Origin of the sequence: Actinomyces stomatis (assembly GCF_031292835.1) — a bacterium.
Lineage (GTDB): Bacteria > Actinomycetota > Actinomycetes > Actinomycetales > Actinomycetaceae > Actinomyces > Actinomyces stomatis.
The window spans coordinates 161419-174167 of sequence record NZ_JASPEP010000004.1 but is presented as its reverse complement, the minus strand read 5'-3'; the positions used below and the strand labels follow the sequence as shown (position 1 = coordinate 174167).

Annotated in this window: 9 protein-coding genes; 2 read left to right on the top strand and 7 right to left on the bottom strand. The window is 70.3% G+C overall.

Annotation, left to right across the window (positions count from 1 at the left end):
* Window positions 1-5: 5 nt before the first annotated feature.
* The 5 genes from RIV12_RS04355 to arc form a co-directional block, all read right to left on the bottom strand.
* Window positions 6-641, bottom strand: a complete 636-nt coding sequence (locus RIV12_RS04355) for an ECF transporter S component (RefSeq protein WP_309322391.1) — start codon at window positions 639-641, stop codon at window positions 6-8.
* 412 nt (window positions 642-1053) lie between these two features.
* On the bottom strand, window positions 1054-2601 hold the full coding sequence (locus RIV12_RS04350; protein WP_309322389.1) for a proteasome accessory factor PafA2 family protein: 1548 nt from the start codon (window positions 2599-2601) through the stop codon (window positions 1054-1056).
* Window positions 2598-2786, bottom strand: a complete 189-nt coding sequence (locus RIV12_RS04345; RefSeq protein ID WP_003786115.1) for a ubiquitin-like protein Pup — start codon at window positions 2784-2786, stop codon at window positions 2598-2600. The genes RIV12_RS04350 and RIV12_RS04345 overlap by 4 nt, the downstream gene beginning before the upstream one ends.
* Window positions 2783-4558, bottom strand: a complete 1776-nt coding sequence (locus tag RIV12_RS04340; RefSeq protein ID WP_309322387.1) for a proteasome accessory factor PafA2 family protein — start codon at window positions 4556-4558, stop codon at window positions 2783-2785. The genes RIV12_RS04345 and RIV12_RS04340 overlap by 4 nt, the downstream gene beginning before the upstream one ends.
* 5 nt (window positions 4559-4563) lie before the next feature.
* Entirely contained in the window at window positions 4564-6201 is a 1638-nt protein-coding gene (gene arc / locus RIV12_RS04335; RefSeq protein WP_309322385.1) for a proteasome ATPase, read from the bottom strand.
* A 193-nt stretch (window positions 6202-6394) separates the two neighbouring features.
* Here arc and valS point away from each other — a divergent pair, with 193 nt between their 5' ends.
* Window positions 6395-9211 (top strand): valine--tRNA ligase, encoded by a 2817-nt coding sequence (valS, locus tag RIV12_RS04330; RefSeq protein ID WP_309322383.1) that lies wholly within the window; start codon window positions 6395-6397, stop codon window positions 9209-9211.
* Between the two features lie 116 nt (window positions 9212-9327).
* Window positions 9328-9936: a GNAT family N-acetyltransferase gene (locus tag RIV12_RS04325; RefSeq protein ID WP_309322381.1), complete on the top strand. Its 609-nt coding sequence runs from the start codon at window positions 9328-9330 to the stop codon at window positions 9934-9936.
* On the opposite strand, the gene RIV12_RS04320 is transcribed toward RIV12_RS04325, so the two are convergent.
* Together RIV12_RS04320 and RIV12_RS04315 are read right to left on the bottom strand one after the other, a co-directional pair.
* Window positions 9899-10912 (bottom strand): LacI family DNA-binding transcriptional regulator, encoded by a 1014-nt coding sequence (locus RIV12_RS04320; RefSeq protein ID WP_309322379.1) that lies wholly within the window; start codon window positions 10910-10912, stop codon window positions 9899-9901. The two genes, RIV12_RS04325 and RIV12_RS04320, sit on opposite strands and share 38 nt — an antisense overlap.
* Window positions 10893-12671: a glycoside hydrolase family 13 protein gene (locus tag RIV12_RS04315; RefSeq protein WP_309322377.1), complete on the bottom strand. Its 1779-nt coding sequence runs from the start codon at window positions 12669-12671 to the stop codon at window positions 10893-10895. Before RIV12_RS04315 ends, RIV12_RS04320 begins: the two co-directional genes overlap by 20 nt.
* Window positions 12672-12749 lie beyond the last annotated feature (78 nt).

Below are 12749 nucleotides of genomic sequence, written 5' to 3'. Positions count from 1 at the left end.
CTGACTCAGGCACGGCCGGTCATGCGGTGATCGATGCCGACGCCGGCGCGGTTGAGCAGCCGGGTCAGGAGGATGGTGAGGCCGCCACCGATGAGTGCCGAGACCACGGCGATGATGACGCCGGCACTCGCCGAGGAGATGCCCGCCGAGGCGCTCATGACGGAGACGTACATGATGCCGTTGAGCAGGCCGAAGGTCGTCGCCGAGATGAGGAAGGACCACCAGGTCCACTTCCGGTAGAGCATGAGGGCGAGGGGTACCTCGACGAAGGCCCCGCCGATGAGGTTACCGACAATGGCCGCGGGACCCGTCGGAGTGGTGAAGACACTCATGATCCCCATGAGAAGGGCCGCGATCATGACGGCGCCGGGGCGGCGCACGACGGTGGCGGGCAGCAGGAAGGGAAGGAGCCACAGTCCCATGATTGCGCAGCCCAGGAGCACGGCATCTCGGGAGGCTCCCGCCGCCGGTGCGAGGTAGTTCAGCGGGACCAGGAGGATCATCGAGACGACCGCCAGGGCGGCGATCATCATGAGGTTCCGAGTTCCCAGGGCGGAGTCGGCCAGGCCTGAGCGGGACGAGGTGTGAATCGAGGGATGTTCCTGCTCAGTGGCCGCCGGCGTGTGGTTGGTGGTGCTCATGCTTTCTCCTTGCGTGTTCTCCCAGGTCACGGTGACCACTCCGACGTCGTGCCGGAGCCCCGGGGGCGTGCCGTGTCAGACGCACCTCCGCGATGACCGCACATCTACTCCGCCACCACCCTGTTTTGCAAATCATTATCATTATTGACTTGCGCAGAGAATCGCCCAACCCCAGCCGTACGGCTGGCACGCCGAATGAGTCACCCCTCAGGATGTCGTCCCTGACGGCCGATCCGCCCCACCCTGTTGGCTTTGGTGAGGCATACCTAAGTGTGTACTCCTTCTCGGGGGTTCCCGCAAGGGCCGAACAGGCACGGAGCTATCACAGCCCCCAGAACCAACCGTTGAAAAGACGGGAGAATCGGGTGGTCACCCGGCACCCAGGGGCGCCGGGACGGGGCCCGCAGGAGCCTCAGCCCGGCGCCCCCAGGCCGCCGCGACCCACGAGGTCGATGCGGTGCATCTCCTCGGGGCGCAGTTGACGCACTCTCACGGTCAGGGACTCGGCCGCCTCATGGACCGTCTCCAGGGGGTCGGGCAGGTCCACGGGCGCGGTGGGCGGCGAGTCCAGGCGCAGGCTCTCCCAGGACACGGAGAAGTCGGCGCCCACCTCCAGGCAGGCCGCCACGAAGGCTCCGCGCAGGGCGGCGCGCGTGGCCGGGGGCGCCTGGCGGGCACGCTCGATCTCCTCCGGTTCGCACAGGTGCGCCATGGCCCCCTGGGCGACCAGGCGTGGGGCCAGCCCTGTCTCGGCGTTGAGATCGTGGTAGGCCAGGTCCACCCGCGAGCGCAGGGTCTCCAGAGCCTGGCCGGACAGCTGGGGGTGGCGCTCGCGCTGGGCGCGCATGAGGCGACGCTTGATGGCCCAGTCGATCTCGGTGTCGATGGCGCCGTCGTCGTGACGGCGCAGCGCTGAGATGACGCGTGGCGCCAGGTCGGTGAGCAGGTGATCGGCGCCGCGCAGGAAGCCCGGCACTCCGGCGTCGTCCAGGTAGACGGTCAGCCGCTCCAGGAAGGACTCCTGGATGTCGACGGCACTCAGGCGGCGACCGTCGACGGTGACGGCGGGGACGTCCCCCCAGGGGCTCTCCCCCAGTGCCGACAGCGTGGCCAAGGGGTCGGCCAGGGCCAGGTCGCTGAAGTCCCAGCCCGCCTCAAGGGCGTCCAGGAGCAGGAGGGTCACGGCGCTGCGCAGCCCCGTTGTCGGCTCGGCCATGGTGGTGTCGGCGCAGGTGACGTGCAAGCGGCGCAGGCGGCTGGCGTCGGCGTGGGGCTCGTCGCGGGTGTTGACCAGGGCTCGCTGCCCGGTGGTGTCGGCCGATGTCAGAGCCTGAAGGTGGGGGGCGCGCGGAGACAGACCCCATGCGGACTGCTCGTCCCCAGCCCCGCGGCCGTCCTTGTTCGGCTCCGATGGGCTGCCCCCCAGCGGGCGCCCGGAGCCGACCAGCACAGGGCGCGTGGCCAGGAAGGAGGTGAGGACCGCCATGGTGGTCTCACTGTTGCCGCCGGCTGCGTCGTCCGGGGCGTCGAGCAGGCTGCGGGGCACGGAGTAGCTCTCGTGGCAGCCGTAGGTGTGGCCGGCGGAGTCGGTGTTGTTGGCCAGGAGGTGGAAGCGGACCGCCGTCCCCGCGTGGGCGAGGCTCGTGGCGGCGCTCTCCGCCATGGCCGCCAGGATCGCCCGCCCGGCCTGGTCCTGGGCGACGAGGTCGCGCACGCTCACGCACTCGGCGGTGGCGTACTCGGGGTGGGCGCCGATGTCGAGGTAGAGGCGCCCGCCGTTGGGCAGGAAGAGGTTGGTGCTGCGGTAGCCGGCCGGCCGGTGACGGAAGATGAGCGCCGCCGCACGCTCGACATCCGGCAGATCCGCCTTCACCGCTTCCGGTGGCCCGGCGGGGGTGCACAGGACGCCGAACTCGGTCTCCAGGCCGGTGACGCGCGGCCCCGGGGCGCTGGCGCTCACTGGCCGCCCTTCTGGACGAAGCCTCGCACGAACTCCTGAGCGTCAACGGCCAGGACGTCGTCGATCATGTCCAGGACCGAGTCCAGACCCTGGCCCCGGGCAGGTCCGGCCGGCGCGGGGGTCGGGTCGTCATCGGGGGCGGGGTCGTCCTGGCGGCTGCGGGACGGCTGGGCGAACTCACTCATGTCTGCTCTCCTGACAGGGTGGCGGGTACAGTCACGGCTTCGGCGGTCGGCGCCAGGCGGTCCAGGCGCTCGCCCGTGAGGCGCGTCAGGACCTCGACGACGTCGGCGGCGCCCTCGACGGCAGATGACGCGGTGGCGCGGGTGAAGGACAGCGGGTCGGTCAGGGGCAGGCGACGCTGATCCTTCTCACCGGTCTCCAGAACCATGGAGTGCCAGCCGGCGGCGACCACCTGACCGGGGAAGGCGCTCACGAGCCTACCGCGCAGCCAGGCCCGGGTCGTGGTGGGCGGCTCGCTCAAGACGGCCTCCCCCATCTGCTCGCCGAGCCCACCGCGTGCATCGACGCCAGCGGGCACCCGCTCGGCCAGGCCCCGCCCGGCCGGGGACAGCTCGGACCAGGCCAGGTCGACGGCGTGGAGGACGTCGCGCCCGCGCGCATCGGGGTGGCGACGCGCGGTGGCGTCCAGAAGCTGCTTCTTGGCGACCCACTCCAGGTGCCCTGCGGGGCCTTCCGAGTCCCCCGGGTCTCCCGACTCGTCGCCCCTGGCGCGCAAGGTCTCGAGCTCGCGCAGCGAGGCCTGCCAGAAGGCGAGGATCGCGCCGGTCTCCGCCCCGCCGGTGTCGGCGCCGTCGGCCAGCGCTGCCAGGTCCGGGCTCAGGGGATCGCCCGACGGCGCCGGCGCGAGGCGCCCCTGGCCCTCCAGGTGGCCGCGCACCGTCTCGAGGTACTGCTCCAGGATCTCCAGGGCGCTCAGACGCCGCCCGTCGGCGAGCTCGAGCGCGCCGCGAAGGCGGGTGTCGCGAGAGATCTCCCGGGCCTGGGCCACAGGGTCGGCCAGGCGCAGGCGGCGCCAGGCCGCGGGGACGCCGTCGGCCAGGACCTGGAGCACCAGGGAGGTCATACCGAGCTTGAGCCAGGTCATCGTGTCGAAGCAGTTGGCGTCACCGGGCACCAGGTGGAGGCGCCGCCAGCGCTCGGGGTCGGCGTGGGGCTCGTCGCGGGTGTTAACCAGGGGACGGTCCACCGTGGTTCCCAGGCCCACGACCTTCTCCAGGTAGTCGGCCCTCTGACTGATCTGGAAGGTGGCGTCCTGGGAGACGGCACCGGTGCCGACCCGGCCGGCGCCCACCAGGAGCGGGCGGACCACGAGCAGGGGCACGAGGGCCTGGGTGAGGTCGTCGAAGTCGATCGAGCGGGACACGAGGTAGTTCTCGTGGGTGCCGTAGGTGGCGCCCTTGCCGTCGACGTTGTTCTTGAACAGGCGGGCCGCCACCCCGCGACGGCGCAGCAGCTCAGCTCCCCGGGCTACCAGGAGGTCCCCGGCCCTGTCGGCCAGGGTGGCCTGTGCGGCCCCGGTGCACTCGGGGGTGGCGTACTCGGGGTGTCCGTGGTCCACATAGAGGCGCCCGCCACTGGACAGGCAGGTGGCGGTGCCGCGCTGCCAGGCCTCCTCCTGGGAGGTCAGGCGCACGACGGCGGTGGTGCGCACCCGCCCGGGGACGGGGGCCTCGACGGACCCGGCTCCGGGGATGTCGGTGAGCATGGAGGGGTCGGCCGCTGAGCGGTCCATCTCGAAGCCGCGGGCGTCACGCAGGGGGTACTCCCCCGAGTAGTCCCAGCGCACGCCCGGGCAGCGCCCCTGCTCGCTCTCGGCCTCCAGACAGGCCGCCACGACGTCCTCGGGCTCAGCACCGAGGATGCCGTACTCGGTCTCCAGGCCCATGACCGTCACCTCGCGGCCGGGAGTCCGCCGGGAGCTCGTCGATGCCACCGTCCTCACTCCTCCCGGAGGCGCTGGAGCACGGTCATGGAGGTCACCGGGGCACCGCGCCGCCCGCTGACGCGGGCCCAGTCGTCGGGGTGGACGGTGGCGGGCAGGCCCTCGTTCTCCATGATCTCCTCGATGACGGCGCGGTGCAGGTGCTCCTGCGTCAGACCGCGCCTGCCGCTGGTGACCAGGTCTTTGACCGCCGCCTTCTTGGCCCGGTCGACGATGTTGGCGAGCATGGCGCCGCTGACGAGGTCGGCTACGTGGAGGATCTCGACCTGCCCGTCGGAGTGGGTGAGCTCGACCATCTCGGTGGCGCGGCGGCGGGTGTAGAGGGCCTCGATCACCTGCTCGATGAGAGCGTCCACCGCTCCCTGCGCGCCGCCGCGGGCGGCCAGGAGCTCCTCGCTGATCGGGAGGTCGGGCGTCAGGTAGGTCGCCAGGATCTCGGCGGCGCCGTCCCGGTCCGGCCTGCCGATACGGATCTTGACGTCGAGGCGGCCCGGTCGCAGGATCGCCGGGTCGATCATGTCCTCGCGGTTGGTGGCGCCGATGACCACGACGTTGTCGAGCTCGTCGACGCCGTCGATCTCGGCGAGCATCTGCGGGACGACGGTGGTCTCGACGTCTGAGGACCGCCCGGACCCGCGGGTGCGGAACAGGGAGTCCATCTCATCGAAGAAGACGACGACGGGCACCCCGGTGGCCGCCTTCTCTCGGGCCCGGGCGAAGATGACGCGGATGCGCCGCTCGGTCTCCCCCACGTACTTGTCCAGCAGCTGGGGGCCCTTGATGTTGAGGAAGTAGGCCTCGCCCCGGCCGCCCGCCCCCAGGGAGGCGGCAACGGCCTTGGCGATGAGGGTCTTGCCGCATCCGGGCGGCCCGTAGAGCAGCACCCCGCGCGGCGGGGTGAGTCGGTGCTCGCGGTAGAGGTCGGGGTGGAGGAAGGGCAGCTCGACGGCGTCGCGGATGAGCTCGATCTGCTCGCCCAGTCCCCCGATGTCGCCATATCCGACGTCGGGCACCTCCTCCAGGACGAGCTCCTCGACCTCGGAGCGCACCACGGAGCGCAGCGCCATGCGCACGGCCAGGTCGGCCACGAGCGCATCGCCGACCCGGGGGCGGTGGTCGCTCAGGGTCGCCGAGAGGCTGAGGACCTGCTCCTCGTCGTGGCGGGCCAGGACCAGGACGGTGCCGTCGTCGTAGGTCTCTTTGACGGTGACGACCTCACCGAAGCGCGGTGAGGGGGTGGTGTCGGTAATGACGAGGTGCTCGTTGAGGACGACGTCGTCACCCGGGTGGAGGGAGGAGGACACGACGGCGGGCCCCACCCCCACCCGGTGGCGCCGCCCGGCGATGGAGACGTCGGCGGTGCGCGCGGTGGCGTCCACGGCCAGGACGGTGGCGTGCGCCAGGGGTGGGAGCTGAAGGGCCTTGACGTCCTCGTGGAGGGCCGCCAGCTCCTGGCGCACGGCCCTCAGGGCGTTGGCCAGGTGTGCGTTCTTGCGACTGAGCACGCCGGCGTTCTCACTGAGCTCCCGCAGACGGTCGGTGGCGTCCGCACCGGACCCGACAGAGGGGTTCCGGGAGACGCCCGACATCGTCTGCGCCACTGGGTCCTTGTTCTCCACCGGCTCCTCATCCATGTGCGTCCTCCTCGACTACGGCCCGGGACCGCTTCGGGTCCCCCTCGATCCGTGTTGGTACAAGCGTACCAATCAGCACCCGTTTCGTAACCCGTTTCCTCATCCATAAGGCAGGTGGAGCAGCACCGACGCCCACCGACCTCACACCGGACCGTGTCGAGTGCCCGGGCCGCATCGTGACAGAATCGACCTCATGTCTGAGACCCCCACGAGCCACGCCGCTCCCTCGTCATCGTCCAGCCGCCTGCTGCCCTCCGAGCCCCACAGCCCGCGAGTGCCGGCCAAGGTGTCGACCGACGGCCTGGAGACCACCTGGGGCGAGCGCTGGGAGTCCGAGGGGACCTACGCCTTCGACCGCAGCGCCGAGCGCGCCGAGGTCTTCTCGATCGACACCCCGCCGCCGACGGTCTCCGGCTCCCTGCACGTGGGGCACGTCTTCTCCTACACCCACACCGACACCGTGGCCCGCTTCCAGCGCATGCGCGGCAAGGCGGTGTTCTACCCCATGGGCTGGGACGACAACGGCCTGCCCACCGAACGCCGCGTCCAGAACTACTTCGGGGTGCGCTGCGACCCCTCCCTGCCCTACGACCCTCACTTCACTCCCCCGCACACCGGCGGTGAGGGCAAGTCGATCAAGGCCCGCGACCAGGTGCCGGTCTCGCGTCGCAACTTCGTCGAGCTGTGCGAGCACCTGACAGTGGAGGACGAGAAGCAGTTCGAGGCCCTGTGGCGCAGGCTCGGCCTGAGCGTGGACTGGTCGCACACCTACCAGACCATCGGCGAGCGAGCCCGCAAGGTCGCCCAGACCGCTTTCCTGCACAATCTCGAGCGCGGTGAGGCCTACCAGGCGGCGGCGCCCGGACTGTGGGACGTCACCTTCCAGACGGCGGTGGCCCAGGCAGAGCTGGAGTCTCGCGAGTACCCCGGCTTCTACCACCGTCTGGCCTTCCACATCGTCGATGAGGAGGCCGCCGCCAAGGCCGAGGCCGCCGGCGCCCCGGTGGAGAACGGCGTCGACGTGTGCATCGAGACCACCCGCCCCGAGCTGCTGCCCGCCTGCGTGGCCCTGGTGGCCCACCCCGATGACGAGCGCTACCAGCCCCTGTTCGGCACCACGGTGGCCTCCCCCGTCTTCGGCGTCGAGGTGCCGGTCCTGCCGCACCCGGCCGCGGAGAAGGACAAGGGCGCCGGCATTGCCATGTGCTGCACCTTCGGTGACACCACGGACATCGACTGGTGGCGCGACCTTCAGCTGCCGCTGCGCGCGATCCTGCGCAAGGATGGGCGCATCGAGACGGAGACTCCCGAGTGGATCACCTCCGAGGCCGGCCGCGAGATGTACGAGGCCATGGCCGGTAAGACCGCCTTCTCCGCCCGTGAGGCCCTCGTGGCCCGCCTGGCGCAGACCGGTGAGATGCGCGGCGAGCCCGTCAAGACGGTCCGTCAGACGAACTTCTTCGAGAAGGGCGACAAGCCCCTGGAGATCGTCACCTCCCGCCAGTGGTACATCCGCAACGGCGGTAAGGAGTGGACGAACCCGGCCTCCGGCACCGACCTGCGCGAGGAGCTGCTCGAGCGCGGCCGCCAGCTGGAGTTCCACCCCGACTTCATGCGCGTGCGCTACGAGAACTGGGTGCGGGGCCTCAACAACGACTGGCTGATCTCGCGTCAGCGCTTCTTCGGTGTCCCCTTCCCGCTGTGGTACAAGGTCGACGCCGACGGCGAGGTCGACTACGACGCGATCCTGACGCCGGCCGAGTCCGAGCTTCCTGTGGACCCTTCCTCCGACGTCCCGGCCGGCTACACCGAGGACCAGCGCGGCGAGCCCGGCGGCTTCGTCGGCGAGCTCGACATCATGGACACCTGGGCCACCTCGTCCTTGTCGCCCCAGTTGGCCTCGGGCTGGTTGAGCGATGAGGACCTCTTCGGCCGGGTCTACCCGATGGACCTGCGCCCGCAGGGGCAGGACATCATCCGCACCTGGCTGTTCACCTCGGTGGTGCGCGCGGACCTGGAGTTCGCGGCCCTGCCGTGGCGGAACGCCGGCCTGTCGGGCTGGATCCTGGACTCCGATCACAAGAAGATGTCCAAGTCGAAGGGCAATGTCGTCACCCCCATGGGTCTGCTGGAGCAGTACGGCTCCGACGCCGTTCGCTACTGGGCCAGCTCGGCCCGCCTGGGCCTGGACGCGGCCTTCGAGGAGACCCAGATCAAGATCGGCCGGCGCCTGGCCATCAAGGTCCTCAACGCCTCCAAGTTCGCCCTGTCCATGGGGATCCCCTGGGATGCCGATGAGGCCACCGTGGCCGCGGCTCCCGCCCCCTGCCTGGATGCCTCGGTGGTCAGCGAGCCGATCGACCGCGCGGTCCTGGCGGCTCTGGCCGACGTCGTCGACACCGCCACGGCGGCCTTCGAGGAGTTCGGCCACGCCCGGGCCCTGGAGGTCACCGAGTCCTTCTTCTGGACCTTCTGCGATGACTACATCGAGCTGGTCAAGGACCGGGCCAATGACTTCGACGGTTCTCACGAGCCCGCTGCCGTCCGCTCGGCGCGGGCGACGCTGGCGATCGCCGTGGACACCTTCGTGCGCCTGCTGGCCCCCTTCCTGCCCTTTGCCACCGAGGAGGTGTGGAGCTGGTACCGCACCGGCTCGGTGCACCGGGCCGCCTGGCCGCAGTCCGATGGTCTGCGGGAGGCCTCCTCCGGGGCCGACGCCGAGCTGGTAGCTCGCGCGGGAGTCGCCCTGGCGGCGCTGCGCAAGGTGAAGTCGGAGGCCAAGACGAGTCAGAAGACGCCGATCCTCTCGGTGACGTTGGCCGTTGCTGACGACCGGCCCGAGTACGCCGAGGCCATCGAGGCGGTGCGTGCGGATCTGACCGAGGCCGCCAAGGTCACCGGTCCCTTCACCGTGGAGCAGGCCGCCCCGGCAGCCGACTCGGCTGAAGGCGCCTCCCCGGTGACCGTGACCGCCGCCGAGCTCGGCGAGGCACCGGCCAAGAAGAAGTAAGCCGCAAGGCCCCGGTCCTCTGTTGAACAGTGGCGCCGCCCCCTCTTCGGGGCGGCGCCACCGTCGTCGCAGGTATGTTCATCGCTGCCTGCCTGCGATCTCATACACTGGTCCCGATGACGATCAACCTCGAACCCCTGGAACCCGCCGGCCGCGAGTCCTTCATCGCCGACCTGCAGGAGGCCTTCGAGCACTTCGTAGGCGACGCACGAGCCTCATTCATCGACACGTCCCTGCTCGAGGACGGAACCGTCAACCCCGCCGCCCCTCCGATCCTTCCGCGAGAGGACATTGAGGAGTCACTCAACAGGTCCGAGGCCCAGGCTCTGCGCATCATTGAGGACGGTACTGCGGTCGGCGGCGTCATCCTCACAGTGAAGGGAAATCGCGGAGAGATCGAGATTCTCGCGATCAATGCAAGCGCGCACGGACGCGGCATCGGCGCACGCGCATGGACCGCCATCGAGGAGGCGTACCCCGATGTGCGGGTGTGGGAGCTGGTGACCCCTTACTTCGAGGTGCGCAACATCCACTTCTACGTCAACAAGTGCGGTTTCCACATCGTGGAGTTCTTCAACGAGCACCACCCCCCTCTGCCCCGGGCATGGACAAGGACCTCTCCTTCCGCTTCGTCAAGTATGTGGGGCTCCCGGAGTAGGGGGTGGACGCAATCCGTAGCGGCTCCGACTATTCCTGATGGCGTGCCGTGGAGCCGCGGTCTGTGAGGACCGCGGGTATGAGCCTGCGGCGCTGGGGCGGATCCGGTTCCCCCCTGAGGCGGCTCAGGAGAAGTGAGCCCGCCTCAGTCCCCATGGCCTCACGGTCCACACTGAGCTCGCTGAAGGCCTCCCCATGGCGGCCGCTGTCCTGCGTGACCCCGAGGGTGAGCACGGACAGGTCCGCGGGAACGGACAGCCCGTGGGCCTGCGCCGCACAGGCCAGTCCCACCACGGCGGCGGGGTTGTTGGAGATGACGGCGCTACACCCCTCCACCAGTCCATCGGCTCCCACGATGTCACCGCCGGCCAGCGCCAGCTCCGGCACCTGGCGCACCAGGACATCCACCCCCAGATCACCCGCGGCGAGCAGAAGCTCATGGGCCTGGTCCTGACGCGCGTGGGCGTCGTCGTAGGCGGTCTCCCGCATGAGCGCGACGATGCGCCGGTGCCCGAGCCCGGCCAGGTGCTCCACGGACGCGTGCGCCATCTGGACGAAGTCGGTATCAACACCCGGCGCCCCGACGGCACGACCAGAGGATCCGATGAGGACGGTGGGGATCTCCTCATCCAGGAGCATCGCCTCCCGCTCATCACCCTGAGCCACGTCCATGAGGACAACACCGCCCAGGGAGCCCGAGCGCACGAGCGAGCGCAGCTCGATCAGCGGTGCCGAGGAGGTCATGACCGGGATGACGACCTGGATCCCGCTGGGTTCCAGGGCCCGGCGCACTCCGTCGACATAGTCGAGGTCATTGGCGTCGATGGTGGAGCGTTGGCGTCGGAAGAGGACTCCTACGGTGCGCAGCACCGGCGAGGCCAGTGAGCGGGCGGCGGTGTTGGGGTGGTAGTCGAGCTCGCGCACGGCCCGCATGACTCGTTCCCGGGTGCTCGAGCTCGTCGAGCGCTGACCGCTCAGGACGTAGGTGACGGTCGAGGGCGACACGCCCGCCGCCCGGGCCACGTCAGCGCGGGTCGCCGCCATCGGTTCCTCCAGCAGAGGGCCCCAGCCAGCAGGCGCCGTTGGGCGGCACGACGACGGCGTCCACGGCGCCCGTCGCATCCACTGATTCCGTTCCCTCAACCTCGCTCCGGCGCCAGGAGGTGATGAGGGGCCTGCCGGCCCCCTCGATCGCCACCGGCTGCTCGGTGGTGTTGAGGACGATCCCAGTGGTGCCGTTGCGCAGGTGCAGGACCCCGGGCTCGCTGTCCAGCCACTCCACTGTCCCGCGCCCGAGTCGGAGCTCGCGGCGCAGGGCGATGGCCCGCCGGTACATGGTGAGGGTGGAGTCCTCGCGTCCCTCCTGGGCCTGGGGCGAGTACTCGCCCCAGCCCTCGGGTTGGGGCAACCAGGTGCGGCCGGTGGCGTTGTAGCCGTAGGAGGCCCCGTCCCGCGTCCAGGGCAGAGGGACCCGGCATCCGTCGCGCCCCGGTATGAGGTGGTTGGTGCGCTCCCACAGGGGGTCCTGACGAGCCTCGTCCTCCATGGTGGTGTGCTCGGGCAGTCCGAGCTCCTCGCCCTGGTAGAGGTAGGCGCTGCCGGGCAGTCCCAGCATGAACAGGGTGGCGGCACGCGCTCGGGCCAGGCCGAGCTCGGCGTCGGGCTGGGGGTCCTTGGGGCCGATCCCGGGGTCGGTGTCCATGTCGGCGGGGTAGGCCAGGCGGGAGGCGTGGCGCACGACGTCGTGGTTGGACAGCACCCAGGTGGCGGGCGCCCCCACGGCACCGTACTCGCTCAGGGAGACATCGATGACGCGGCGCAGCTCGTCGGCGTCCCATCCGGCGCCCAGGAAGGGGAAGTTGAAGGCCTGGCTCATCTCGTCGGCGCGCACGTACTGGGCGGCATCAGCCTCCGTGGGCACCCAGGCCTCGGCGACCAGGAGGATGTCCGTGCCGACCTCGTCCAGGACACGGCGCCACTCGCGGTAGATGTCGTGAACCCCGGGCTGGTTGAAGGCGGGTCCAACATCGGGCAGCTTCTCGTGGGCCGTGTCTTCATCCGGGGAGCCGGCGACGTTCCACCGGTCGGGGCCGAGGTCGTCGTCGGGCAGACCCTCGGCCTTGACCAGACCGTGGGCGACGTCCACGCGGAAGCCCTCGACGCCGCGCTCCACCCAGAAGCGCAGGAAGGTGCGGAAGTGCTCGTGGACGTCCTCGTTGGACCAGTTGAAGTCGGGTTGCTCGGCTGCGAACAGGTGGAGGTAGTACCAGCCCCGGTCCTCGCTGCCGCCGGTGAGCGGCTCCACCGGCTGCCAGGCCGGCCCGCCGAAGAGCGATCCCCAGTTGTTCGGGGCGCCGTCGTCGCTGTAGCGGAAGATGTAGCGGTCGCGCTCGGGGGACCCCGGCCCCGCCTCCAGGGCGGCACGGAACCAAGGATGCTGGTCGGAGGAGTGGTTGGGGACCAGGTCCACGATGACGCGGATGCCGGCCTCGTGGAGGTCGGCGATGAGGGCGTCGAGGTCCTGCAGGGAGCCGTACTCGGGGGCCAGGTCGAAGTAGTCCGAGACGTCGTAGCCGGCGTCGACCTGGGGTGAGGGGTAGAAGGGCGAGAGCCACACGGCGTCCACGCCGAGTGCCACCAGGTGGTCGACGTGCTCCCGGATCCCCTGGACATCGCCGATACCGTCGCCGTTGGCGTCGGCGAAGGAGCGCGGGTAGATCTGGTAGATGACGGCATCGCGCCACCAGGCGTCGGTGTCGGTGCGCGATACAAGTCCCTGCTGACGGGCACTGGTCGAGGTCATGAACAGGTCCTATGTCGGGCCGCGGCACTGCGGCCAGGTGAAAGAGAAGACGAGGGATGAGGGAGTGGGAGGTCGGGA

Coding starts and splice junctions, on each gene's coding strand:
- RIV12_RS04355 (WP_309322391.1), bottom strand. CDS start 641: ATGAGCACCACCAACCACACGCCGGCGGCCACTGAGCAGGAACATCCC.
- RIV12_RS04345 (WP_003786115.1), bottom strand. CDS start 2,786: ATGAGTGAGTTCGCCCAGCCGTCCCGCAGCCGCCAGGACGACCCCGCC.
- arc (WP_309322385.1), bottom strand. CDS start 6,201: ATGGATGAGGAGCCGGTGGAGAACAAGGACCCAGTGGCGCAGACGATG.
- valS (WP_309322383.1), top strand. CDS start 6,395: ATGTCTGAGACCCCCACGAGCCACGCCGCTCCCTCGTCATCGTCCAGC.
- RIV12_RS04325 (WP_309322381.1), top strand. CDS start 9,328: ATGACGATCAACCTCGAACCCCTGGAACCCGCCGGCCGCGAGTCCTTC.
- RIV12_RS04320 (WP_309322379.1), bottom strand. CDS start 10,912: ATGGCGGCGACCCGCGCTGACGTGGCCCGGGCGGCGGGCGTGTCGCCC.
- RIV12_RS04315 (WP_309322377.1), bottom strand. CDS start 12,671: ATGACCTCGACCAGTGCCCGTCAGCAGGGACTTGTATCGCGCACCGAC.